Here is a 25181-nt window from a genome sequence, read left to right as displayed (position 1 = left end):
AACTGCGAGATCCGGCTCCTTGTGGCCGGGTCTCTATCCCATATTCCAGAAGGACGATTGCATGGCCAATACGACTGAACAGGGGCGGCAAGCGGCAGGCACGCCAAAGGATGCCCGCCCGATAAAACTTGCCTGCCGCAACGTCTGGAAGCTGTTCGGGGCGAACGCGGTCAATTTCATCCGCCAGCGCGACGGCAAGGCCAGCATGGCGGATGTCGCGGCCGCCGGGCTGGTCGGTGCGGTGCGCGCCGTCGACCTTGAAATCCGCCAGGGCGAGATCTTCATCATCATGGGTCTGTCCGGCTCCGGCAAATCGACGCTGGTGCGCTGCATGTCGCGGCTGGTCGAGCCGACCCACGGCAAGGTCGAATTCGAGGGCAAGGATCTCCTCAAGATTTCCGATGCCGCGCTGATCGAGCTCAGGCGCCATCGCATGGGCATGGTGTTCCAGAATTTTGCACTTTTGCCGCATCTGAACGTGCTGGAGAACATCGCCTTTCCACTGGGCATCCAGGGACAGGACCGGCCGACGCGCGAAAAGCGGGCACGCGAGGTCATCGAGCTTGTCGGCCTGCGCGGCCGCGAGCATTTCTATCCGCGCGAGCTTTCAGGCGGCCAGCAGCAGCGCGTCGGCATCGCCCGCAGCCTCGCCACCAAGCCGGAGATCTGGTTTCTCGACGAGCCGTTTTCGGCGCTCGATCCGCTGATCCGCCGCGAGATGCAGGACGAGCTGATGCGGCTGCAGACCATGCTGCACAAGACCATCGTCTTCATCACCCATGATTTCGACGAGGCCATCCGGCTGGCCGACCGCATCGCCATCATGAAGGACGGCGAGGTCATCCAGATCGGCACGCCGGAAGAGCTGGTGGTCAACCCGGCAACCGACTATGTCGCCGAATTCACCCGCGACGTCGACCGCGCCAAGGTGATCTCGGCGCGAAGCCTGATGCGCGCCTGCGACGGCGCCGAGCATGGCGGCGTGGTCGCGCCGGATGCCAAGATATCAAGTTTTTCGGCTGATATCGTGTCGTCCGGCAAGCCGTTCGCCGTGGTCAACGGCACCGGCAAGCCGATCGGCGAGGTTACGCCGCAAGCGGTGATCGATCTTCTGGCAGGCATCGAGCGCCATGGGGCCGGCGCATGACGGTGACGGCAAGCACGAGCGAGGCGAGATCGCGGCCGGTCCAGATCTGGCTGGTGGTCTGGGTCTGCGCCCTTGCCGTCGTGCTTGCCGTGTTCCTGCTGCAGGACAGAATGCCTTGGGCGGTTAATTATCCGGGCAGCGCAATCGTTCCCGTCACCGACTGGGTCAGCGCGCTGATGAACTGGGTGAAGCGGAACCTATCCTGGCTGACGCGGTCGATCACCACGGTGCTCGGCGTGCCGCTCGACTTCGCGCTCAGCCTTTTGGCCAAGAATTTCAAGATCGGCCATGGTGCGGATATGATCGTCTTGCCGCGCCTGTCCTGGGTCGGCGTCTGCATTGCCGCATTCCTGGCCGGACGCGCCGCCGGCGGCTGGAAGCTTGGCGCGCTGGTCGGCGGCTGTTTCCTCTATATCGCGCTGTTCGGCCAATGGACCAGCGCCATGCTGACGCTCGGGCTGATCTCCATCGCCGTACCGTTCTGCATCGTCACCGGCCTGTTCGTCGGCATCTGGGCGTGGCGCAAGCCATGGGCGGAGAGGCTGTTGATCTCCCCTGCCCTCGACCTGATGCAGACCATCCCGACCTTCGCCTATCTGATCCCGATGTTGCTCCTGTTCGGCAACAGCCCGGTTTCGGCGATGATCGCGACGGCCATTTTCGCGACGCCGCCAATGGTGCGCGCGACAATGCTGGGGCTGTCGCGGGTGCCGTCCGAGATCGACGATTTCAGCGAGATGGCCGGCTGCACGGCGCGCCAGAAACTGTGGCGGGTGCTTTTGCCGTCGGCGCGCCCCACATTGATGGTCGGCGTCAACCAGGTGATCATGCTGGCGCTCAACATGGTCATCATCGCCTCGATGATCGGCGCCGGCGGCCTCGGCTACGACGTGCTTTTGGCGCTGCGCGCTCTGAAGGTCGGCGAGGCGATGGAAGCCGGCCTCGCCATCGTCGCGCTGGCGATCGCGCTAGACCGGCTGAGCCAGGCGATTGCGCGCAATCACGCCAAGGGCCATGCCTATCAGGAGGTGAGCCCAAGCTTCTGGCGGCGCTACCCCAATCTGACGCTGGCCATCGCTATTGTTACCGCCACCACGCTGCTCGGCTTATTCGTGCCTGCGTTCGCGGCATTGCCGAAGGCGATGACCCTCACCACCGCGCCCATGTGGAAGGCAGCGGTGAGCTGGATCACGATCAATTTCTTCGACACGATCGAGGCGTTCCGCGTGGCGCTGATCCTCAACGTACTGAACCCGGTGCGCGCCTTCTGCGAGGGTTTTCCGTGGCTGGGCGCAGTGTTCCTGCTCGGCCTTGCCGGCTACCAGCTCGGCGGCCTGCGCCTGGCCGCCCTGGTCGCGGCGCTGACCGCCTTCTGCGCGGTGACCGGGCTTTGGGAAAAGACCATGGCGACGGTCTACCTGTGCGGCATCTCGGCCTTTATCGCGTGTCTGATCGGCATCCCGATCGGGCTGATGGCATCGCGCAGCGACCGTGTCGAGAAGATCGTCACCCCGGTCATCGACACGCTGCAGGTGCTGCCGTCGTTCTGCTTCATCATTCCGGTGGTGATGCTGTTCCGCGTCGGCGACGTGACGGCGATGATCGCGACCGTCGCCTTCGCCGTGGTGCCGGCTATCCGCTACACCAATCACGGCCTCAGGCAGGTGCCGCCGGCGCTGATCGAAGCGGCAAAAGTGTCGGGCTGCACCAAGCGCCAGACGTTCCTGCGCGTACAGCTGCCGCTGGCGTTGCCCGAGATCATGCTGGGGGTCAACCAGACGATCCTGATGGCGCTGGCGATGATCATCATCTGCGCCATGGTCGGCACGCGCGATCTCGGCCAGGAGGTGTTCATCGCGCTGTCCAAGGCCGATTCCGGCCGCGGCATCGTCGCAGGCCTCGCCATCGCCTTCATCGGCATCATCGCCGACCGACTGTTCAACGCCTGGACAGCGAAGGCACGGGCAAAGCTGGGGTAACCGGAAATAGAGGCCGCGCGCCCGCGCGAAACGGCAGCTTGCACAGAAGCTGTCCTTGCCAAGCTGATCGCAAAAATGTCGGCTCTGGGGCCGGGGGCGGACGATCCGGTATCGGCTGGGCAATGTGAGAAGCTGCCGTTCTGCAGCCGACCTCAAGTAAGCCGTTCCGGGCTCTCCATGCCAACTCCAGAAGCGGTCATTCACGAGCCCACCGTGATGGCGGCTAGAAGCCAAGCACGCTCGCCCGTCGTTGTTGATCCTCCAGCGACACCACATAGTGAACGAAAGCCGGGCACTCTTCTATCGATCGACCAATCAAGCGGATCAGCGTTTCGAGGCCGCGCTTCTGTCGATCATTGAACGCGGCTTGGGCCTCGCTGAGATCGGTCGCCGAGTTTCGATTCACAAAGTCAAAGAACTTCCCGAGAAGGCCAGCTATCGCGTCGGACACCTGCACCCATGAGCGGTCCTTCGAGTCAACAAACGAGAAATTGCCTACCGGTGTTTCAGACTAGTCGCCGCGCGCGTGTTGGTTCACGGAAATCGTGAGCGCAGCGAGTGGTCGTCTTCGGGAATTGTGGCGTCCGCGATGGCTACTCCAACCCCAGCAGGCCCCCGATAGCAAAGGACAAGCTATCGATCGGTAAAGATCGTGACAGATTATCCGCGCCTAATCTTTACTGATCGGTAATTCGGCCGATGCGGTCCACATGGTCAAGGCGCTCTCAACCAACGCCTCAAGCTCACGTTGGCTTGCGCCAGCCCCTCCCTGCATGAGGATGCCGTGCATCAGGGATTGGACAAAGCGCACGAGACCTTCGACATTGACGGTCGGCAACAGGTCGCCGTCGCGTTTGGCCCGCTCAAACCGGGCCGCGAGCAAGTCGCGCCCGATGGCCTGGCGCCTGAGGACTTCGTTGCGAATGGGCTGCGCCTCATCACCGCCTTGCATTGCGTTAAGAACCATGAGGCAGCCGCGCGGTTGCCCCTCTGCCTGTTGATCGCGTAGCGCTCCCCTGAGCAGCGCTTCGAAAACGCCTCGCGCCGTCGGAGCTTGGAGCGCTTCAGTTAGGTAGTCTTTACGAAGTGACTGATAGAGGTCGAGGGCCTTGAAAAACAATGCTTCTTTGTTGCCGAATGCGGCGTAGAGACTGGGTCGAGTGATTCCCATCGCCTCAGTGAGATCATTCAACGATGCGCCCGCGAAACCCTTGGTCCAAAAGACCTTCATGGCAGCATCGAGCGCTGTGTCAGCGCTGAACCTTCGCGGGTCGCGGCCTAACTCGCCTGCCGGTGCCGCCCCCCTCGATGAGGTGCTCGCGGCGGCTGCAACGTCGCTGATCGCCCGCCAGGCCGCCACCGCCTGTTCGGCACCCTCTCGCAGTTCGGCGTGCGGCGCCCCGCCGGCGGCTTTCATAGCGAGGCCGCCGAGAACCGACGTCACATAGCTCGCCAGCCTTGAGGCATCAGCGTCCAGGGGGAGTTCGCCAGTCCGTTTCGCCTCTTCGAACCGGTCTCGAAGCTTCAGTTCTGCCGATTGGCGGCGATGAAGCAGCGCAGCGGGGACGTCGGCATTCTTGCTGCCCATCGCCAAGCCCGCATGGACGAGGACGCGGCTGGACTCCTGCGCGGGCGAGGTCGTCAGCAAGCGTTTGACGACTTCTTCGGCTGTCGGGGCTGCGAGTGCCCATTCCCAGTGCTCGTCCTCGCGAGCGCTACAGCGCCTGAGAACGGCGTCGAAGAGCCCGCGCTTGCTTCCAAAGGCGGCGTAGATGCTGGGAGAGTTCAAGCCCATCGCGGCAGTCAGCTCCGCCATGGTTGATCCGTCGTAGCCGCGGCGGCCGAACACGTCCGCTGCGCGATCGAGCACTTCACTTTCTTCGAACGCGCGAGGACGAGCCATTGACAGTCTTCTATTTTGTAACGCACATAACATAACTGGCTTGGTCATCCGCCAGTCGCGACATGAGACGCCAGCCGTTTTGTAGCAGGCGTTAGGCCTGCCTGGCTAGATCAGTCAGTAAGTTAGGAGGTAAAACATGAGTACGTTCCGCTTCGAGCAACACGGTGCCGTGGGCAGGCTGATCTTGCTCGGTGATGCAGACAGCGAGCCAGGGTCCGACTTTCCCTCGTCGCTGAGGGCTGCCGTTCGCCAAGCATATGCAAGCGACATCCGTGTCCTTCACTTGGCGTCCGCGTCCGGCAACTTTGCCGTGGCAGACGATCTGGGTGCCATCGGGGACAAGGGCTCGAAATTCCTCGAAGCGTTTGCAGCACACATCCTGGCTTCGGTCCGCCTGATCGAGGAACTGCCCATCCGGTGCTGACATCAATTCTCGGAGTCAGGCAGCGGCTTGTCTGCCGACCTGACTCGGAGACGGATGACAGAGAGTCTCAAGTAAAGCCGAACACCATCTCGACCGCACGCGAACTATTATCGAAATGTGTACTTCACAGATCGATCTCAGTGGTCGCCGCACCGCGTGCGTCAATTTCACAATTCAAATGGAGTATCAAAGATGAGTTTCATGGATCGGAATAAACCGCTGAAGCAGACCTTTGTAGAAACCAATGGCGTCAAGCTGAACGTTGTCGAGGAAGGCGAGGGCCCGGCTGTGCTGTTCGTCCACGGCTTTCCTGACGGATGGCGGGGCTGGCGCCGGCAGATGGCGGCAGTCGCGGCCGCGGGTTACCGCGCGATATCGTTCGATACGCGTGGCTATGGCGATAGCTCCAAGCCTGAAGACGCCGCGCTTTACACGGTTCTCTACCATGTCGGAGACCTTGTCGGCATCCTCACGGAACTCGGGATCGAGCGCGCTAGCCTGGTCGGCCACGACTTCGGTGCGACGGTGAGCTGGAACGCGGCGGTGATGCGTCCGGATCTGTTTGACGCGGTCTTCGGCCTCAGTGTCCCTCCGGTGCTACCGGGTGCGGGGCCCAGCATGCTCGAAATGCTCAAGGCCGCCGGCAAGGAGGGAGCCTTTTATATGTTCCGCCACATGAAGCCGGAGGCCGACCAGGAGTGGGCGGATGCGGCCACGACTTTCCCGGGCGCTCTCTATTGGATGTCGGGGTTGCCCCATGCTTCCGAAGCATGGGGGCCGATGGACCCAAGCAAAGATATGCACCGGCCATCCCCGATCGGCATCCCGCCCTTCGCTGACCGCGAGGACGCCGAGACGATGATCGCAGGCTTCCAGCGTGATGGATTCCACGGCCCACTGAATATCTATCGCGGCATGCAGCCCTATTTCGACCAAGCAAAAGCATTTGCCGGGGCGAAGATCCGACAGCCAGCCTTCTTTGCGTATGGCACAGCAGACAGCATGGTTAAGATGCGAGCTTTGAACGAGGAAGATCTCAAGCCGGCCGTGCCAAACCTCCAGGGGTTCCTACCACTTGAGGGCGTCGGGCACTGGCCACAGCTCGAGGCGTCTGAGGCAGTGAATGAGGCGCTGGTCGCCTTTCTCAAGAAGAGGAAGGCTTGAGCCGTGACGACGATTTTTCGTTTGGATGCAAGCATTCGTGCCGTCGGCTCTCAAAGCCGCGCTCTAGCTTCAACGCTCGAGGACTCTATCCGAACGCAACTGGCAGAGCTGGATGTCGTGAGGCGGGACGTTGGCCTTTCACCCCTGCCTGCAACAGCTTGGGCCCGTGCCGTGCAGGCTGGTCCAAAGGCCCTCAGCGAACGCACGACGGAGGAGGTGGAGGCGGCAGCGCTGGCAACCAAATTGGCCGATGGGATGCTGGCAGCAGATGCCTTCATTTTTTCGGTTCCGCTCTACAATTACGCTGTTTCGCAACACGCAAAGGCGTGGATTGACCTTCTGGTCACCGAACCGCGTTTCACCGTTAAGGTGGCGTCGCCGATCTCGAAGCGTCCCGCCTATCTGATCTCAGCGCGTGGAGGCGCGTACGGCCCTGGCATGCTGAAGGAAGGCTGGGACCACGCGACGCCCTGGCTTAGGCGCATCTTCGAAGACGGCTGGGGATTGGACCTCCAACTCATCGATGTCGAGCTGACCCTCGCTGATGTTAATCCCGCTATGGCCTCGTTGCGGGACCTCGCGGCGTCTAATCTTAAGCAGGCGCACGCCGCCGCCAAGCAAGCGGGAGAACAGCTGGCGACGCGACTTACAAAATCGCTGGCGTCTGAGCCGGGGCAAGCGTGACAATGAAGGACAGGCGCATGCCACGGTGCGGAGCATCAGCGCGGGCACCGACGTTGCCACACCGGTGATCGCGGAACAACGCCTACAACGGGTGCGCGAGTCCACGGTAGTGGCGCACCCGCGACTTCCAGCGCCGTCGCCGGCAATGTCCGCTTTAGGGCGATGGCACAGCTAACTTTAATGGCCGACTTGAGGCGCACAGCAGTCGTTCATCAGGTGTGCCGAGAACGACTGGAACGGGTCAGAAACTCCGGTTCGTGGAGCTGCTGATGCTCGAATAGCCGCTGCCTTGCCCCGGACGTACGGCGGCCTGCCGACTATCTTGTGCGAGGCGGACGTCTTTGCCAGCCGCGTCACCTTTGTCTTGCCAGAAATGCGTCCCAGGCTGGTTTCATGCTGAAGCGCCCCACCGTGATTCTGGCCTTTCTCCTCATCTGTTCCGTCGCTGCTCACGGTGCGGACGGCCTGGGGGAGCGGCTTGAAAAGCTCTTTGATGAGGCCGAGCGCCTGACGCCGCTGCACACAATTGTCATCGCGCATGAAGGCTCGGTGGTGGCGGAGCGTGGTTATCGCGGCCACTCTCCAGCACGCCCTGCCAACATAAAATCCGCCTCCAAGTCGATCATATCCGCGCTCGTCGGCATTGCCATCGACAAGGGCGTGCTCCAAGGCACCAACCAGAGGATCGCTCCGCTTCTTCAAGCCGACCTGCCCGCCGACGCGGATCCGCGGCTCCAGGAGATTACGATCGGCCATCTGCTTTCCATGCAGGCAGGGCTGGGGCGGACCTCCGGCCCAAACTACGGGCGCTGGGTGGCAAGCGACAACTGGGTGCGGGCAGCGCTCGCCATGCCCTTCGACGACGAACCGGGTGGTGCCATGCTCTATTCCACCGGCTCGACCCATCTCCTGTCGGCGATCCTGACGCGCCGGACCGGCCGCTCAACGCTGGAACTGGCGCGCGAATGGCTGGGGCCACAGGAGGGCTTTTCCATCGCCGCCTGGGACCGCGACCGACAGGGCATCTACATCGGCGGCAACCAGATGGCCATGAGCCCGCGCTCGCTGCTCGCCTTTGGCGAGCTCTACCGCAGCGGCGGGATGAGCCGCGGCGGACAGCAGATCGTGCCGGCCGATTGGATCAAGCTCTCCTGGCAGCCACGCACCGCCTCCCGTTTCACCGGTGACGGCTATGGCTATGGCTGGTTCATGCGCCAGATCGCGGGCGAAGCGGTCTTCTATGGCTGGGGATATGGCGGGCAGATGGTCTATGTTGTGCCGGGGCGTGCGTTGACCGTGGTCATGACATCCGATGAAAATGGCCCCGCCGGCCGCAGCGGCCACCGCGACGACCTCCATGCGCTGCTCGGGCGGATCATTGAGGCAATGGAGAGCATGGGCGAGGAAGCGCTGGCTGACTAGAGCGGGATGTGTTCAAATTGAACTGGGCATCCCGCTCTATCTATTTGTTTTAGCCGCATTTTGCGACGCCAAGAGATTCCACTTGGCTGCAAAATGCTCTAGGCGTTTGCGCTCCGCTTCTCATTCGATCACGGCGCAGGCCTGGCGTTTTCCGGCATCGCCGGCGGGTTGGCTTTTGTAATCGTCCTGTCCGCCGTGGATCATCAACGCCTTGCCTCGGATCGCCGTTTCTCCGCCATCCAGCTTGACCATGCTGTTGAAAGCCTGGGCACGCAAAACGCCGTCGGTGCCGACCCGCTGATTTGGTATATCGCCCGCGTGCGGACCCTTTGCGGCGAGATATCCATGTTCGGCATTTGTCGGATTGAAGTGCCCACCTGCCGAGTCATGGCCGGTCTGATGATCGCACTTTCCAGTTTCATGAACATGGAACGCGACCCATTCGCCCGCCGGCAGTCCCGTTACCTCCAACGCTATCAGCACACCCTGCGCCGTCTCGGTGAGCGTGGCCGTTCCGTTCTTCTCGCCAGCCATGTTGACGAATTCGGCCTTCGCGGTCGCGGTGTCCTGGGCCGCTGCAGGCACCGCGACCGCCAGCGCCAAACCTGTTGTTGCAAGCAATCTTTTCATTGACTTGGCCTCCGGTTGTCCACGGAAGCCAAACAACACAGGGCTCTCTTCGTTCCATTTGGGAAACGAGTTTATCTCCGCCGCGGCGACGTTGGTTTACACCAACTCCAGGAGTTCCGCGGTTTGCCAGCCTGCCAGCAGTATGATGAGAACGCCAACCAGCCTGAGAAGGGTCTTTTCCGCGATCGACTTCACTACAAATCCGGCAATCGGCGCCGCGACCACGCCGCCAAGGATCAGGCCGGCAACGGGGAACAGGTTTTCCGTCAGCTCTCCTGCCTCCTCCCAATGGCCGGTCAGCAACGCAAACAGGAAGGTCAGGGACACCGAGAGCGTGATGAGGAACTCGCTGGCATTTACCGTGCCGATGACGTAGCGCGGCGTCCCGCCAAAACCGAGAAGGCCTGTCGTCACCACGGGTCCCCATCCGCCACCCCCTGCGGCGTCGAGAAATCCACCACCAAGTCCAAGAGGAGCTACCGCGCCTGCAGGGACCGGCTCACTCGGGATCCGCCGGAACGAGCGGAACAGGAGCCAAGCTCCGACGAGCGCAAGGTATGTGGTCACATACGGCCTCATGACTGCACCTTCAAACGACGTCAGCACAAAAGCGCCGAGAACGCCGCCGAGCACGCCAAACGGCATTAGCCGCCAGAAAAGTTTCCAGTCGATATTGCGGTGATAGATGTGAGCCGAACCGGAGGCCGCGGTAGTAAACAGCTCAGCCGCGTGAACTGAAGCCGAAGCGTGTGCGGGAGACACGCCAAACGCCAGCAGCGTTGTCGAGCAAACTACGCCGTAGGCCATGCCGAGAGCCCCGTCCACGGCTTGGGCCACAAACCCGACGATCGCAAAGAGAATGAAGTCCTGCATTTGGCTCTCCAACAAAGTGCGGGCCAACAAAGTGCGGGCCAACAAATTGCAAGTCGTAATTGGCGAAAGGGCGACCCGCTGCCTGCAACGTATGCAATTCTGTCTTCATGCTTCCACAATTCACCAAACGCCCGGCATCAACAATGGTGACGACGAACGGGAAACTGTCCGCTCGACCGACGCCCTTTCCCCACAGCTTCAAGGTCATATGGTATCGTCAATTGCCGACCTTGCCACCACGTCTCCAGAGCTGGCCGACCTTCGCCCCGCGACCGGGTCGACCGTCGCGGTGTCTATCGTTTAACCGGCGTCTGTAGCGGGAAGCCCAGCGTCTGCTGGCGAGAAGCATTGCACAGCAGCGTACTATCGGGCAGGTGAGCCCGGGGCCAACGAAGTTGAGCCCGAGCCAACAGAGTGATGACATGCGTCTGAGCAACTGCCACAACTTCCATGACTTCCGCGGCATGGCCAAACAGCGCCTTCCCCGACCGATCTTCAACTACATTGACGGTGCGGCCGATGACGAAGTCACCTATCGGCGCAACAGGGCTGCCTTCGACGACTGCGACCTGGTGCCGAACGTCCTGCGCGGCGTGACCGACGTGGACATGTCGGTCACCGTCATGGGCCAGAAGCTGGCGATGCCGGTCTACTGCTCGCCAACGGCACTGCAGCGCCTGTTCCACCATCAGGGCGAGCGTGCGGTGGCGGCAGCGGCGGCGAAATATGGCACGATGTTCGGCGTCTCCTCGCTCGGCACCGTCAGCCTCGAAGAGGCGCGCCAGATCAGCAATGGGCCGCAGGTCTACCAGTTCTACTTCCACAAGGATCGTGGATTGAACCGTGAGATGATGGCCCGGGCCAAGCAGGCGGGCGTGGAAGTGATGATGCTGACAGTGGACAGCATCACTGGTGGCAACCGCGAGCGCGACAAGCGGACAGGCTTCGCCATTCCCTTCAAGCTCAACCTCGCCGGCATCGCCCAGTTCGCGATCAAGCCATCCTGGGCGATCAACTACTACACGCATGAGCAGTTCCGGCTGCCGCAGCTCGATGGCCATGTCGACATGGGCGGCGGCGTGATGTCGATCAGCCGCTACTTCACGGAAATGTTGGACCCCTCGATGTCGTGGGATGACGTTGCCGAGATGGTGCAGCACTGGGGCGGACAATTCTGCCTGAAAGGCATCATGTCGGTCGAGGATGCCAGGCGTGCGGTCGAGATTGGCTGCACCGGAATTGTCCTCTCCAATCACGGCGGTCGCCAACTCGACGGCTCGCGTACCGCCTTCGACCAGCTCGCCGAGATCGTCGATGCGGTGGGGGACAGAATCGATGTGATGATGGATGGCGGCGTGCAGCGCGGCACCCATGTGCTCAAGGCGCTTTCGCTGGGCGCGAGGGCCGTCGGATTGGGTCGCTACTACCTCTTCCCCTTGGCGGCCGCCGGGCAGGCCGGCGTCGAACGCGCGCTTGAATTGATGCACATCGAGATCGAGCGTGGCATGAAGCTGATGGGCTGCACCTCGGTCAGCGAGCTCACACGACGGAACCTGCGCTTCCGTCGGTGACAGGCAGCTTCACCGCGCGTCCCGGCTCGTCGCAGCCGGGTGAATGGGCTTGCCCAGCCGGCCGGGCTGTCGGAGACAGGGTTCAGCCGCCGTAGAGGCCCTTATAGCGCTCGCGCAGCACGTTCTTTTGCACCTTGCCCATCGTGTTGCGCGGCAGGTCCTCGACGAACAGCACTTTCTTCGGCTGCTTGTAGCGCGCCAGCCGCGGCTTCAGCCCATCCAGCACCACCGCTTCGTCGATCGCGGCGTCCGGCCGTTTGACGATCACGGCGGTGACGCCCTCGCCGAAATCGGGATGCGGCACGCCAATCACGGCGCTCTCGACCACGCCGTACAACTGGTCGATCTCGGACTCGACCTCCTTGGGATAGATGTTGTAGCCGCCGGAGATCACGAGGTCCTTGCCCCGGCCGACGATGTGGACATAGCCGCGACCGTCGACCAGACCGAGATCGCCGGTGATGAAAAAACCATCGGAGCGGAACTCGGCGGCGGTCTTTTCCGGCATGCGCCAGTAGCCCTTGAACACGTTGGGACCACGAACCTCGATCATGCCCGTCTCGCCCTGGGCTACGATCGCGCTGGTGTCGGGGTCGACAATTCTCAGGTCGACGCCCGGAAGCGGGAAGCCGACCGTGCCGGCCACGCGCTCGCCATCATACGGGTTCGACGTGTTCATGTTCGTCTCGGTCATGCCGTAGCGTTCGAGGATGGCGTGGCCGGTCTTCTCGCTGAAAAGCCGGTGCGTCTCCGCGAGCAGCGGCGCCGAACCGGATACGAAGAGCCGCATCCCGGCGGTCGCCTCCCGCGTCAGGCCGGGATGCTGGACCAGCCGCACATAGAAGGTCGGCACGCCCATCATCGCAGTCGCGGCCGCCATCAGGCGCAACGCTTCATCGGCGTCGAACTTCGGCAGAAAAAACATCGATGCGCCGGCGAGCAGGATAACATTCGAGGCGACGAACAGGCCGTGGGTGTGGAAGATCGGCAGCGCGTGGATCAGCCGGTCCCGCGCTGTGAAGCGCCAGTGGTCCCGCAGCGTCATCGCGTTCGACAGCAGATTGTCGTGCGTCAGCATGGCGCCCTTCGACCGGCCCGTCGTGCCCGACGTGTAGAGGATGGCGGCGAGGTCGCCCGGACCGCGCGCCACGTCGGCGAACCCGGCCGAGAAGCCATCGATGCCGTCGAGCAGCGAGCCGCCGCCGCGATTGTCGAGCGTTTCGAGCCTCGCCCCGTGGGCTGCCGCCACCGGCCCCACGTCGGCCCCCGAGGCCGGCGGCGTCACGACAAGAGCCGGTTCGGCGTCGCCGATGAAATAGTCGAGCTCGGCGAGCGTGTAGGCGGTGTTGAGCGGCAGGTAGACTGCGCCGGCGCGCAGGCAGGCGAGATAGAGCATCAGCGCTTCGGGGCTTTTCTCGACCTGCACGGCGACCCGGTCGCCGGGTTTTACGCCCAGCGCCAGGAGCCGGCCGGCAAGGCGGCTAGAGAAGTCGAGCATGTCCCCATAGGTCCACACGCTTCCGCCCGCCGTGATGATAAAGGCCGCATCGCGCGCAGCGGCCGCGCTGCGCACGGCGTCGAACATGTGGTTGTTCATCACGTCAGTTCCCTGGTCCCCTTGCCGGCCGCGGTCTTCGCCCCGGCCGGCCGCTCCCGAGCAGGCGCGCGCAGCACTGCCAGCGCCCGCTGCGGCCTGTCCGCGCGCAGCAAGCGGCGGAGGCCCTGGGCCGCCACGACTTCGCCCCTGCCCGCGAAAGCCTCGTGATTGGTTTCGATATCGTCGAGCTTGTACAGGTAGTTCACCATCAGCCCGTGTGCCTGGCGCATGCCGGAAGCCGATTTGTCGGCGAGAAAGTTGATGCGCTCGAGGCGTGCGCCATTGCCGAGATGGAAGCGCGCCACCGGGTCGACCGGCTTGCCCTGGGCGTTGCGGGCACGCAGGAAGTACCAGGCGGCGGCGGCGACAAGAACGGGCTGCACCGCCGTGGTCTTGGCGGGAACCGAAAGCCAGTCCTGATCGTCCAGCGCCGCGAGCACCGCCCGATCGGTGCCATCGATCGCATCCGAGGCTTCCGCGCGTCGCTCGCGCGCCAGCCATTGCGCAAAGCCCGGCGCTGGCGACAACGTGACGAACGTGTCGAGCTTCGGCAGCTCCCGGCGCAGGTCCTCGACCACCTGCTTGATCAGGAAGTTGCCGAAGGAGACGCCGCGCAGCCCCTGCTGACAGTTGGAAATGGAGTAAAACACGGCCGTGGTGGCCTCGGCGGCGGCGATCGCCGCCCGGTCCTCGCGCAGAACGTCGGCGATCGCGGCTGGGGCGGACCGGGTGAGCGCCACTTCGACGAAGATCAGCGGCTCATCGACCAGTTGCGGATGAAAGAAAGCGAAGCAGCGACGATCTTCGGGGGCCAGACGCCTTCGCAACTCGTCCCAGCCGTCGATCTGATGCACCGCCTCGTAGCGGATGATCTTCTCCAGGATATCGGCTGGCGTCGACCAACTGATCGGACGCAGCACCAGAAAGCCGCGGTTGAACCATGACCCGAACAGATGCGCGAAATCGGCATCGACGGCGTCGAGATCCGGCTGGGCGGACTTCATCGCCAGGAGATTTTCGCGCATGCGCACCAGCGTCGCGATGCCGTTTGGAGCAAGATTGAGCCGGCGGATCAACTCCTGCCGCCTGGGCTCGCCGGCGGAATGCAATTCCAGCAGCGCCTGCGGCGTCCTCAGCTCGCGGTAGTCGTCTATGGCCTTTTCGAGCCGCGCGGCGTCGGGCCCGAACCTCTCCAGCAGCATCACCATGAAGTCCCGGCGCTGCTCCTCGTCGAACAGCGACCAGCGGTCGAGGATGGTCTTGGCCAGAGCCATGCCGGAGGCCTCGCCGTGGCTCGAAAGCAGCGTCTCGCAAATCGCCTCGACGCTGCCGGCGCCGGCCTCTTCCCTGCCGCTCAGCGACAGGAAGCGGCGGCCGCGTTCGGCAATGGTCTGCAGCATGTCGCCGAGACGTGAAACGCCGTTCATATCGCTGCCCCCATCATCTGGTTCGGAAGCCATGTGGCGAGGCCGGGAAAGATGCACAAGATCAGGATCGCCAGAAACATCACCAGCACATAGGGCAATGCGCCCCACAGGATCTGGCGCGTCGGAATGTCAGGCGCGATGGCGTTGATGACGAAGAGATTGAGGCCGATCGGCGGCGTGATCAGGCCGACCTCCATGTTGATGGTGAGGACGATCGCGAACCAGTACGGATCGAAGCCGGCCTGCGTGACGATCGGGAACAGCATCGGCGCCGTCATCACGATCACCGCCACAGGCGGCAGGAACATTCCGGCGACAAGCAGGAAAACATTGATCACGCCCATCAGCACCCAACGATTGACCTCCAGATCGGCGATCGCGGCGGCAATCGACTGGGTGATGAACAGCGACGAAAGCGCGAAGGCGAACAGTTCGGCCGCCGCCATGATCATCATGATCATCACGCTCTCGCGCATCGCCGAGCCGAAGATGCCGGCGACCGGGCGGAAGCGGAACAGCCGATAGCTGACGATCACCACGATCAGGGTGAGCAACGCGCCGGCGCCGGCGGCTTCCGACGGCGTCGCGAGGCCGCCGTAGAGCACATAGAGCGTTCCCGCGATAATGAGCAGGAACGGCAATACGCGCGGCATGCCCGCCAGTTTCTCGCGCAGCGTGAACCGCACCGCGCGCGCGTCGAAGTCATAGCCCTGGCGCTTGCAGTCGATCACCGCCCAGATCATGAACATGATCGTGAGCATCAGCCCGGGAATGACGCCGGCCATGAACAGTCGTCCGATCGAGGTCTCGGTGGCGATGCCGTAGACGATCAGGGTTACGGATGGCGGAATGAGGATGCCGAGCGTGCCGCCGGCTGCGATCGAGCCGCTGGCGACGGAGGTCGGATAGCCGCGGCGGAGCATCTCGGGAATGCCCATCTTGCCGATGGCAGCGCAGGTCGCCGGCGACGAACCCGTCATGCCGGAGAAGATGGCGCAGGCACCGATGTTGGACAGGACCAATCCGCCGGGGATGCGGTTCAGCCAGCGATCGAGCGCGGTATAGAGATCCGCGCCGGCCGGCGATGACGCGACCGCCGCCCCCATCAGCACGAACATCGGGATCGAGACATAGGCGAGATTGGCGATGCCCGAGAACATCGTCTCGGACAGGACATAGATGATACCTGTGCCGCTCTGCAGGAACAGGGCAGCAACGGCGGCCAGGCCAAGTGCGAAGGCGATCGGCATGCCCGTCCCCAGCAGCACGAACAAGGCGACGATGATCGTCAGGCCGGCAAAAGTCGGGCTCATGGCTGGGGCTCCGCAGACGGTGAAACGGCGGCGGCGGCTTCGAGCGCCTCCGCGGGCACATGAGCTGGCGCCGGCGCGGCACCGCCCGACAGCAGAACGAGGATCTGCGCCACATATTGCAGGCACAACATGCCGAAGCCCAGCGGAAGAGCCGACAGCGGTATCCAAAGCGGCGGCGCCCAGACGCTGGAATGGCGCCAGCCGCCGACCCAGGACTCGTGAAGCTGGAGCCAGCTCGCATACAGCATGATGGCGCAAAACAGCAGCCCAAGCAGGCTGGCCACGATGCGCATCGCGTGGCGGGTGCGCTCAGTGACCACCATCTCGACCACGTCGACCCCGACATGCCCGCCCGTGAGCAACACGTAAGGTGCGCCGAGGAACATCGCGCCGGTCGCGGCAAACACCACGAAGTCCGTCTGCCAGATCGTCGCGGCCCGGAACACATAGCGGATGAGGATCATCTGGCAGACGACGAGCATCGCGGCGATCAGCAGCAGCGTCGCCACAACCGCGAATGCCCGTGACAGACCACCGACCGACCTGATGTAGAGACGTAACATGCCGATCCTCCCAGCAATGCACGAGGCCTGCCATCCGCCGGAGAGGCGGTAGCCGGCGGGGATCGCGCTGTTACTGAACGGCAAGGGCCTTCTCGATCAGCTTGTCTCCGCCAGGCACCTTCTCGGCGAATTCCTTGTATGAAGACTGCTTGGCCAGTTCGAGCCAGGCGTCGTAGTCGGCCTTCGACATTTCGACGACTTCGACGCCCGCCTTCTTGTAGGTGTCGATCATGATCTGATCGCCCTTGCGAACTTCCTCGTTGAAGAAGGCTTCCGCCTTGTCGCCCGCCGCGCGGATCGCATTCTGCTGATCGGCGTTGAGACCGTCGAATACCTTCTTCGAGATCAGCACCGGTTCGTACATGAACCACAGCGCGTTCTCGCCGGGCGCCGTGAGGCATTTCGCGTGCTCATAGAGCCGAAAGGACACGAAGCTGGCCGAAGAGGTGTTGGCCGCGTCAAGCACGCCCGTCTGCATGCCGGTGTAGATTTCGGACGAGGGCATGGACGAGATCGACGCGCCAGCGGCGGCGAGCATCTGCTCGAAGGCCGGGCCGGCGGCGCGGATGACTTGGCCCTTGACCGTGTCCGGCGCGGTGATGCAGCCCTTCTTGGACGCGAAAGCGCCGGACAGCCAGGCATCGGAAATCACAAGCGCGCCGGCATCCTCGATGATCTTCTTGATGTCGGTCATGAACTCGGAATCGTTGAGCCGCTTGGCGCGGTCGAAACTACCGACCAGGCCCGGCATCAGCGTCGCCGAGAACTCCGGATGGCGGCCGGACGCGTAGTCGAGCGGGAATGAGGTCATTTCCAGCAGGCCGCGCGTGACGGCGTTCCACTGGTCGTTGGCCTTGTAGAGCGAGGCGCCCGGATACACCTGGACCTCGAGGCCGACATTGGCGGCGGACACCTCGCGGGCAATGATCTGCACCATCTCGTCGCGGATATCGCCCTTGCCGCCTGGAAACTGATGCGAGGCCTTCAGGATCGTCTGGGCGCCGGCGACGCTGCCAATGAGGCAAGCGGCCGCGACGAGGCCCGAAATTTTCAGCACCTTCTTGATTTTCTGCACTGCAACCTCCCTTAAATTCCGGACCTCCCGTCCGATTGAGATGATTGTTTGTCTCTCTTGCGTGCAATGTCAACAGTCTTGTATACATAAACTGCGAACTGGACCCGTTTACCCGCATGACCAGCAACACGTTCCACAAACTGCGCGATCAGATCGAAAACGGAATCATCACCGGCGAATTCGCGCCCGGTGAACGCCTCGACGAGGTGCAACTCGCCACGCGCTTTGGAGTCTCGCGGACGCCGATCCGGGAAGCGCTGATGCAGTTGAGCGCCATCGGCCTGGTCGAGGCCAGGCCACGGCGCGGCGCCGTCGTCGTCGACCCTGGGCCGAACCGCATCTACGAAATGTTCGAGGTGATGGCGGAACTGGAAGGCATGGCGGGAGCGATGGCCGCCCGGCGCCATACCGAGGAGGATCGCGCGGCGCTGCTGGCGAGCCATGAGCGGTGCGAACTCTCGGCGGCGAGCGAGGACACCGATTCCTACTACTACGACAACGAAGTCTTCCACCACGCCATCTACGCGGCCAGCCACAGCACCTTCCTCGCCGAACAGTGCGCCGCGCTGCATCGGCGGCTGCGCCCCTACCGGCGCCTGCAGTTGCGCGTCCGCAACCGCGTCAAGGTGTCGATCGGCGAACATGCGGGCATCGTCCAGGCGATCCTCGACGGCGACGAAGTCACGGCGCGTCAGCGCCTACGCGACCATATCGCGGTTCAAGGCGACCGGTTCAGCGACCTCATTTCCAATCTCAGTCGACGGGATGGCACCAGGACAGCCCCGTCGCGCCAGTGACGCCGTAGCGGCTTATCGAGTGCGCTTGCGGAGAATAGGGGCCGTTTAATCCGCATTTGTGCGGAGATTATGCTTGGCAATCTCCGCATGGCCGGCTAGAATCGGCGCATGGTCTACATCTGGCAATCGCCTGACTGGCCGGCCTTCCGCTGGCGCGACGATGAACTGACGGCCCAGCTCGCGGCCGTGCGCCACGAGCAAGGCCGCCTGCTTGGCCGCGTCGAGGCGCTGGGCTTCAAGGTGCGCGAAACCACCCTGCTCCAGACGCTCACTCAGGACGTCGTGAAAACCTCCGCTATCGAGGGCGAGCGGCTGGACGAACTACAAGTGCGGTCCTCCCTCGCCCGCCGTCTCGGCATCGATATCGACGGCTTCGTGATGCCCGACAGGTCCGTCGAGGGCATCGTGCATATCACGCTGGACGCCACCATGAACTGTCGCGAGCCGCTGACGGCCGAGCGGCTGTTCTCGTGGCACGCGGCTCTCTTTCCGACTGGTCGCAGCGAATGGGGGCAAAAACTTCGCGTCGACGCATGGCGCGACGATTCAGGCGGACGGATGCAGGTGGTTTCCGGCTCGTTCGGGCGTGAGAAAGTCCATTACGTCGCACCGCCCGCCAATCGGCTGGAAGCCGAAATGTCGGCCTTCCTCGACTGGTTCAACGCGTCGGCCGCGCTCGATCCAATCATCAAGGCGGCCGTCGCGCACCTGTGGTTCGTTGCCATCCATCCCTTCGATGACGGAAACGGCCGCATTACGCGGGCTATCGCCGACATGACGCTCGCCCGCGCCGACGCTGGCCCGCAACGGCTCTACTCGATGTCAGCCGCGATCGAACGCACACGCGGCGACTATTACGACGCGCTCAAGGCCACCACGACCGGCGAAGACCTCGACCTGACGGACTGGATCAAGTGGTTTGTCGATCGCCTCGCCCGGGCCATTGCCAGCGCCATGGCGACCTTGGAAAACGTGATATTCAAGGCCGACTTCTGGCAGGCGCATAGCGCGCTCGATCTCAACGCGCGGCAGAGCAAGGTTCTCAATCGGCTGCTGGATGGCGGCTTTGAGGGCAAGCTGACCTCGACCAAATGGGCGAAGCTCGCGAAAACCTCTCAGGACACCGCCGCCCGTGACATTGCCGATCTGATCGCCAAGGGGCTCTTGCGCAAGGGCGAAGCGGGCGGCCGCAGCACATCCTACGAACTGGTGACGCAATTGCCCCTCATAAAATGAGGCGTAACCAGGTCGTGAGTGACAAGCGCTTCCCTTCGGGATCACACCCTACTCCGCCGCGACCCCCTTCACCTCGAGATAGCTCTCCATCGAATCGTCCATCGCCTGGAGCCAGGGCGTATGGTGCAGCGGCGCCATTGTGCCGGTCATCAGCGAACGGTAGGCGTGGTCGCGGAAGCCCATGATGTCTTCCACCTTGTGGTGCTCCCACTCCATGAAGGTCTGATTGACCGCCTCGACGTCGAAGCCTGGATAGTCGGTCTGCTCCATGAGCTCCTTGGTGTAGTCGCCCTGGAACCAGATCATCTGCTCGGCGTCTTCCAGCGTTTCCTCACGCGCCCGCCATTTCGCGCCATGCTCCGCCATCACTTCTGCCGAAGGCAGCTTTATGCGGCCCATGATGACGTCGCGCGCGAACCAGGCCTGCGCGTCGAACATGTTGAAGGTGTAGAACTGGTCCTGCATGCCGATATAGAACAGCTGCGGGTTCTTCTCCCAGACGACGCCCTCATAGAGCCCGTCCGGCCACATGCGGTTGGCGGTCTTGAGCTTCAGATCGTCGGTGAGGAACGGAAACGAATGCAGGTAGCCGGTGCACAGGATGATGGCGTCGACATCCCTGGTGCTGCCGTCCTTGAAATGCGCGGTCTTGCCGACGACCTTCTGCAGCAGCGGCACTTCCTTCCAGTTGTCGGGCCATTTGAAGCCCATCGGCTTCGAGCGGTAGCTGGAGGTGATCGATTTGGCGCCGTATTTGTAGCATTGCGAGCCGATATCCTCGGCCGAATAGGAGCGGCCGATGATCAGGATGTCCTTGTCCTTGAATTCCATGGCGTCGCGGAAATCGTGGCTGTGCAGGATGCGGCCGTTGAAGGTCGAAAAACCCTCGAAATAGGGGACGTTGGGCACGGAAAAATGCCCCGAGGCGACGACGACGTTGTCGAACTCTTCCGAATAGGTGACGTCGTTGGCGCGGTCGTGCGCGGTTACGGTGAACTTCTTCGTCTCGTCCGAAAACGTCACCATGCGCACCGGGCTGTTGAAGCGCACCCATTTGCGCACGCCGGATTTTTCGACACGGCCCTTGATATAATCCCACAGCACCGCGCGCGGCGGATAGGAGCCGATCGGCCGCCCGAAATGCTCCTCGAACGTGTAGTCGGCGAATTCGAGGCACTCCTTCGGCCCGTTCGACCAGAGGTAGCGGTACATCGAGCCATGCACCGGATCGCCATGCTCGTCGAGGCCGGTGCGCCAGGTGTAGTTCCACAGCCCGCCCCAGTCGGACTGCTTTTCGAAGCAGACGATCTCCGGAATGTCCGCACCCTTGTCGGCAGCCGACTTGAAGGCTCGAAGCTGGGCCAGGCCGGACGGTCCGGCTCCGATGACGGCAACACGACTTTTCATTCCGGGCCTCCCGATCTCATTTCTCTAACGAAACAAATTTCACTGACAGGACAGTAATTCGCCGTTCAAGGCTGTCAACAGCCTTGTCGCGAAACCGCGTTTCATCAAGGCCGATTTTCCAGCGAGATCCACCGTAGCAGCCCGCGGAGAATACGAGAAATCAATCGTGGACGGCTTGCTGTGGCAGTTGCGCTCCTGTATCGGCACCGAATATGTTCACCGTGAGTGAAATAAATCCACAGAGTCCGGAGTAGCGACATGGCGAAAACAGCTTCCGACCTCAAGAATGGCGCCGGTGCCGCTCTGGCCAAGGCCAAACCGTCGCCGAAGGCGGCCGAAGGACGGACGATCCGGACGCCGCTGACGCAGAACCCGCACGCCATCCGCGATACCCGTGAAAAAGTGCTGGAGGTCGCCATCGGCCGCGAGGTGCGGGCGTTCCGCAAGAAGCTCGGCATCACCGTGGCAGACCTGGCCGTCGCCACCGATATTTCGCTCGGCATGCTGTCGAAGATCGAGAACGGCATCACCTCGCCGTCGCTGACGACGCTGCAGGCCTTGTCGCGAGCGCTCGGCGTTCCGGTCACCGCCTTCTTCCGCCGTTTCGAGGAGGAGCGCAGCGCCGTTTTCGTCAAGGCCGGCGAAGGGCTCGATGTCGAGCGCCGCGGCACGCGTGCCGGCCACCAGTACAATCTGCTCGGCCATATCGGCTCCAACACCAGCGGCGTCGTCGTCGAACCCTATCTGATCACGCTGACCGAGGATTCCGATGTGTTTCCGACCTTCCAGCACGAAGGCATGGAGTTCCTCTACATGCTCGAAGGCGAAGTGGTTTACCGGCACGGCAGCAACCTCTACCCGATGAAGCCAGGCGACAGCCTGTTCTTCGACGCCGATGCGCCGCACGGGCCGGAAGTGCTGACGGTCCTGCCGATGCGCTATCTCTCGATCATCTGCTACCCGCAGAACAGCGCGGGTTGAGGCCCTTCGTGTGCCAAAACCGCGGACGCTTTTGGGCGGCATGCGTCAGTGCCTGCGACGCCTAATTGATGAGGCAAGGTACCCAAGCGCAAGCGTCATGGCGGCGACCGCGATCCCGGTGCAGATCACGCCTGCCGGTGTTATCCTGGCACTGCCTTGCAAGGTAATGTGCTTCCCTACACGCAGATCGAAAACTGATTTGATTTCCTCAGGATGCGAGGGGTCTTCGGGCGAAGGTCCTTCTTGAACAACTGGCATTTTGAGACTCCGGTTCAAATCTGCCGCCGCCCCACATCGACCAGCGCGGTACCAGCCACAATAACATGGCAGTGCCCGGTTTCATCCTTTCGGCGCTCTCATGAAATTCAATCCGGCCCAAAACCCGGCGACGTCGGGCTGCCGTCGTCCAACTTCGACAGCCACTCGACCAGCGTCGGGCGATAGCGCGTCAGGCCCTTGTAGTTGGCGAGCTCATCGGGAAGGTCGCGGATGACGCGATGCAGACGCCGCGCCCATTTCGGCTGCGTCACCAGTTCGTCCATCTTGATCAGATAGCAGCGGATCGGGAAGACGATGCCGTTCGAGCGCGGCAGCCGCCAGAAGCTTTGCAATTCGACGCGCAGATGGACCTTTTCGCCGACATTCTCGGGCGTCACCGTCGTCCGGTCCGGACCCCATTTGTGATAGTTTTCCGGGCTGGTGTCGAGGCGCGGATTGATGGTCATCGTCCAGTTCAGGCGCCGCGCCGGCTTGCCTTGCTGGATGTTGGTGAGGAACTTCAGCGCCCTGACAAAAATCCCCTTCTCATGCGCCAGCGGCACCGGCGCATGCCACTCGAAGAAGTTCATGCCGATGTCGAAATCGAGCGACCAGTCGGCCTGGGTGGTGACCATGCCGGCATCCATCCACAGATTGCCGTCGCGCTGATCGAGGATGCAGAAATCGCCCTGGCTCTGGCGCGTGATGTATTCCATCGGCCCGTAAGGCAGCGTCGACACGTCGCCGAAGGTGAAGGTGTCGTCGATGCCGAGCGGCCGGTTGATCCAGCGCCAGCGGTCACCGTCGCGCGTCAGCGTGAAATGCTCGGGATAGCCCAGCGCCTGCTGTTCCATCAGAAGCTCGAGCAGGTCCCAACCGGCGAGCGTCATATGCGGCAGCGACTGGCAGCGCAGCGGGTCCTCGGCAAGCACCAGCGCACGGTCCTGCATCTCGGCGACATAGTGCTCGTCGACGTCGATCAGGTTTTCGAGCACGCTGCCCTTCGGCCCGGCGACATGCGGCTCGATGTTGACCGCGTACATGTAGCTGTCTTCGTGGAACGGGAACGGAAACCGCCTGACGTGCTCCGGGCTGTTCCTGAAGGTGAAGTCGTTACGGAACGTTTCGTTACGAAAGGTGATGCCCAAGCTCGCCTCCTATCTCTCCAGCACCAGCGACCTGCCCTCGAAGCGCGAGACGCAGGGCATGATCTTCCCGCAGGATCGATGCTCTTCCTCGCTCAGCCAGTGATCGTTGTGGATGAATTTGCCGTCATGCGAAATCACGTTGGTTTCACACTGGCCGCAGACGCCGCCGCGGCAGAGATAGGGCGGATCGACGCCGGCCGCTTCGATCGCCTCGAGCAGGCTCTGCTGCTCGCCGACGCGGATCGTCCGGCCGCTGAGCGCCAGCGTCACGTCGAACGGGGCGCCGGGCTGGGGAGCGGCGAAGTGCTCGAAATGCACGGTTTCTGCCGGCCAGCCAAGGCTTGCTGCGCGATCGCGCACCCAGCCGATCATGCCCGACGGACCGCAGACATAGAGATGCGTGCCGAGCGGCTGCGACGACAGCAGCCGGTCGAGTTCGATGCGCTCGTCGCGGTCGTCGTGGTAGAGCCTGACCCGGCGGTCGTAGCGCTCTGCGAGCACATCGGCATAGGTGCCGAGCGAGGCGGTGCGGCAGGTGTAATGCAGCTCGAAATTGCCGCCTTCCGCCGCCAGCTGCGCGGTCTGCGCCATGAACGGCGTGATGCCGATGCCGCCGGCCAGCATCAGGTGCTTCCTGGCGCGCAGGTCGAGCGAGAACAAATTGACCGGGTAGCTGATCACCATCTCCATGCCGGGCCTGACATGCCTGTGCATGAACAGCGAGCCGCCGCGGCCTGCATCGTCGCGGCGCACCGAGATCGTGTATTCGCGCGTGTCGAGCGGCGAGCCCATCAGCGAATAGGGATTTAGCCTGGTGCGCTCGCCGTCGCGCATTTCGACGACGACATGGGCGCCGCCGGAAAACGTCGGCAGCAACGCGCCGTCACGCCGACGGAAATGGAAGCGCGTGACCAATTCGTTGACCGGGACGACATCGCTCACCACGACGTCGAGCTTGGTGGTGCCGGTGCTCATCGAAAAATCTCCTCCGTGGGAGGAATTTCGCTGCGGTCTTCCGCATTGATGCAGACGCCCTGGAATGCCGCGAGGCGCCTGGAATAGTGATCGCGTACCAGAAGAAGCAGGCCACAATGCGAACAGGTGGCCGGCTGCGTCGTCACGTTTTCGGTGATGCCCTTGCAGTGGACGCATTGGACGCGGCGCGCCAGCGAGCCGCGATGCTCGGTCTGGATCGAGGCATGGTCGATGCCGGCTTCGAGCGCCGCCTGCATGGCCTGGCCGATCAGCCCCTCGGTGCCGGCGAGATAGAGCCGCAGGCCCATATGCGCGTTGGCCAGGGTCTGCTTCAGCCGCGGCAAGGCGCTGGCAAAGGAAGGACCTTGGTAGAACTGCGCCGGCTTCAGCGCCTCGAGTGCGGCGACATGCTTGCCGTCAGCACCGGGGATGAAGATGATGTGGGCATCGCCGAAAAAGCCGGCGGGCGCCCTGGCGGCCAGGTCTGATATCGCCAGCGCTCCTTCCGCATCCGCCACGAAAAGATGGTGCTTGCCGGGCTGCGGGAAGAGGGTTCCGTAGACCGGCCGGCTGATGATGCTCTTCGCTGCCATTCTCTCAGTATGCC

The 25181-nt window shown here is 63.0% G+C and carries 23 protein-coding genes; 10 read left to right on the top strand and 13 right to left on the bottom strand.

The window, feature by feature from the left end:
- The first annotated feature begins 61 nt into the window (after positions 1–61).
- A complete protein-coding gene (locus EJ066_RS15825) occupies positions 62–1147 on the top strand; it encodes a glycine betaine/L-proline ABC transporter ATP-binding protein (RefSeq protein WP_126039407.1) in 1086 nt (361 codons plus the stop codon).
- Positions 1144–3126: an ABC transporter permease subunit gene (locus EJ066_RS15820; protein WP_126039404.1), complete on the top strand. Its 1983-nt coding sequence runs from the start codon at positions 1144–1146 to the stop codon at positions 3124–3126. The genes EJ066_RS15825 and EJ066_RS15820 overlap by 4 nt, the downstream gene beginning before the upstream one ends.
- A 223-nt stretch (positions 3127–3349) precedes the next feature.
- On the opposite strand, the gene EJ066_RS15815 is transcribed toward EJ066_RS15820, so the two are convergent.
- Both EJ066_RS15815 and EJ066_RS15810 read right to left on the bottom strand, forming a co-directional pair.
- Positions 3350–3583 (bottom strand): hypothetical protein, encoded by a 234-nt coding sequence (locus EJ066_RS15815; RefSeq protein WP_126039401.1) that lies wholly within the window; start codon positions 3581–3583, stop codon positions 3350–3352.
- 213 nt (positions 3584–3796) lie between these two features.
- On the bottom strand, positions 3797–5029 hold the full coding sequence (locus tag EJ066_RS15810) for a TetR/AcrR family transcriptional regulator (RefSeq protein WP_126039398.1): 1233 nt from the start codon (positions 5027–5029) through the stop codon (positions 3797–3799).
- A gap of 136 nt (positions 5030–5165) precedes the next feature.
- On the opposite strand from EJ066_RS15810, the gene EJ066_RS15805 reads away from it, so the two are divergent.
- The 4 genes from EJ066_RS15805 to EJ066_RS15790 all read left to right on the top strand — a co-directional run bounded on the left by EJ066_RS15805 (position 5166) and on the right by EJ066_RS15790 (position 8723).
- Entirely contained in the window at positions 5166–5453 is a 288-nt protein-coding gene (locus EJ066_RS15805) for a hypothetical protein (protein ID WP_245454899.1), read from the top strand.
- 192 nt (positions 5454–5645) lie between these two features.
- Entirely contained in the window at positions 5646–6617 is a 972-nt protein-coding gene (locus EJ066_RS15800; RefSeq protein ID WP_126039396.1) for an alpha/beta hydrolase, read from the top strand.
- 3 nt (positions 6618–6620) lie between these two features.
- Positions 6621–7301: an NAD(P)H-dependent oxidoreductase gene (locus tag EJ066_RS15795; protein ID WP_126039393.1), complete on the top strand. Its 681-nt coding sequence runs from the start codon at positions 6621–6623 to the stop codon at positions 7299–7301.
- Positions 7302–7694: 393 nt separating this feature from the next.
- Positions 7695–8723 (top strand): serine hydrolase, encoded by a 1029-nt coding sequence (locus EJ066_RS15790; protein WP_126039390.1) that lies wholly within the window; start codon positions 7695–7697, stop codon positions 8721–8723.
- A 120-nt stretch (positions 8724–8843) separates the two neighbouring features.
- Here the strand turns inward: EJ066_RS15790 and EJ066_RS15785 are convergent, their stop codons facing one another.
- Positions 8844–9353: a superoxide dismutase family protein gene (locus EJ066_RS15785; RefSeq protein ID WP_126039387.1), complete on the bottom strand. Its 510-nt coding sequence runs from the start codon at positions 9351–9353 to the stop codon at positions 8844–8846.
- 96 nt (positions 9354–9449) lie between these two features.
- Complete coding sequence (locus EJ066_RS15780; protein WP_126039384.1) at positions 9450–10226, bottom strand: sulfite exporter TauE/SafE family protein; 777 nt, start codon at positions 10224–10226, stop codon at positions 9450–9452.
- 422 nt (positions 10227–10648) lie between these two features.
- On the opposite strand from EJ066_RS15780, the gene EJ066_RS15775 reads away from it, so the two are divergent.
- Entirely contained in the window at positions 10649–11797 is a 1149-nt protein-coding gene (locus EJ066_RS15775; protein ID WP_126039381.1) for an alpha-hydroxy acid oxidase, read from the top strand.
- 82 nt (positions 11798–11879) lie between these two features.
- On the opposite strand, the gene EJ066_RS15770 is transcribed toward EJ066_RS15775, so the two are convergent.
- From EJ066_RS15770 to dctP, 5 genes are all read right to left on the bottom strand, one after another.
- Positions 11880–13394: a malonyl-CoA synthase gene (locus tag EJ066_RS15770; protein ID WP_126039378.1), complete on the bottom strand. Its 1515-nt coding sequence runs from the start codon at positions 13392–13394 to the stop codon at positions 11880–11882.
- Entirely contained in the window at positions 13394–14821 is a 1428-nt protein-coding gene (locus EJ066_RS15765) for a malonyl-CoA decarboxylase (protein ID WP_126039375.1), read from the bottom strand. The genes EJ066_RS15770 and EJ066_RS15765 overlap by 1 nt, the downstream gene beginning before the upstream one ends.
- Positions 14818–16134: a TRAP transporter large permease gene (locus EJ066_RS15760; RefSeq protein WP_126039371.1), complete on the bottom strand. Its 1317-nt coding sequence runs from the start codon at positions 16132–16134 to the stop codon at positions 14818–14820. The genes EJ066_RS15765 and EJ066_RS15760 overlap by 4 nt, the downstream gene beginning before the upstream one ends.
- Positions 16131–16697, bottom strand: a complete 567-nt coding sequence (locus EJ066_RS15755; RefSeq protein ID WP_126043904.1) for a TRAP transporter small permease — start codon at positions 16695–16697, stop codon at positions 16131–16133. Before EJ066_RS15755 ends, EJ066_RS15760 begins: the two co-directional genes overlap by 4 nt.
- Before the next feature lie 70 nt (positions 16698–16767).
- The gene (gene dctP, locus EJ066_RS15750; protein WP_245455210.1) at positions 16768–17745 is read right to left on the bottom strand and encodes a TRAP transporter substrate-binding protein DctP; all 978 of its coding nucleotides are present in this window, start codon (positions 17743–17745) and stop codon (positions 16768–16770) included.
- Between the two features lie 143 nt (positions 17746–17888).
- Between dctP and EJ066_RS15745 the strand changes: the two genes are divergently transcribed.
- Complete coding sequence (locus EJ066_RS15745; RefSeq protein WP_126039365.1) at positions 17889–18569, top strand: GntR family transcriptional regulator; 681 nt, start codon at positions 17889–17891, stop codon at positions 18567–18569.
- 108 nt (positions 18570–18677) lie between these two features.
- Entirely contained in the window at positions 18678–19805 is a 1128-nt protein-coding gene (locus tag EJ066_RS15740) for a Fic family protein (RefSeq protein ID WP_126039362.1), read from the top strand.
- Between the two features lie 48 nt (positions 19806–19853).
- Here EJ066_RS15740 and EJ066_RS15735 read toward each other — a convergent pair whose 3' ends face one another.
- Entirely contained in the window at positions 19854–21212 is a 1359-nt protein-coding gene (locus EJ066_RS15735; protein WP_126039360.1) for an NAD(P)/FAD-dependent oxidoreductase, read from the bottom strand.
- Positions 21213–21470: 258 nt separating this feature from the next.
- On the opposite strand from EJ066_RS15735, the gene EJ066_RS15730 reads away from it, so the two are divergent.
- Entirely contained in the window at positions 21471–22193 is a 723-nt protein-coding gene (locus EJ066_RS15730; RefSeq protein WP_126039358.1) for an XRE family transcriptional regulator, read from the top strand.
- Positions 22194–22558: 365 nt separating this feature from the next.
- Here the strand turns inward: EJ066_RS15730 and EJ066_RS15720 are convergent, their stop codons facing one another.
- The 3 genes from EJ066_RS15720 to EJ066_RS15710 are packed head-to-tail and all read right to left on the bottom strand — an operon-like array spanning position 22559 to position 25167.
- Positions 22559–23599 (bottom strand): DUF3445 domain-containing protein, encoded by a 1041-nt coding sequence (locus EJ066_RS15720; RefSeq protein WP_126039354.1) that lies wholly within the window; start codon positions 23597–23599, stop codon positions 22559–22561.
- A gap of 9 nt (positions 23600–23608) precedes the next feature.
- On the bottom strand, positions 23609–24574 hold the full coding sequence (locus EJ066_RS15715; RefSeq protein WP_126039352.1) for a PDR/VanB family oxidoreductase: 966 nt from the start codon (positions 24572–24574) through the stop codon (positions 23609–23611).
- A complete protein-coding gene (locus EJ066_RS15710) occupies positions 24571–25167 on the bottom strand; it encodes a dimethylamine monooxygenase subunit DmmA family protein (RefSeq protein ID WP_126039350.1) in 597 nt (198 codons plus the stop codon). Before EJ066_RS15710 ends, EJ066_RS15715 begins: the two co-directional genes overlap by 4 nt.
- Between the last annotated feature and the right edge of the window lie 14 nt (positions 25168–25181).

Source organism: Mesorhizobium sp. M9A.F.Ca.ET.002.03.1.2 (assembly GCF_003952365.1).
Classification (GTDB): Bacteria; Pseudomonadota; Alphaproteobacteria; order Rhizobiales; family Rhizobiaceae; genus Mesorhizobium.
The sequence above is the reverse complement of the archived record's forward strand: the minus strand, read 5'-3'. Positions and strand labels throughout refer to the sequence as shown.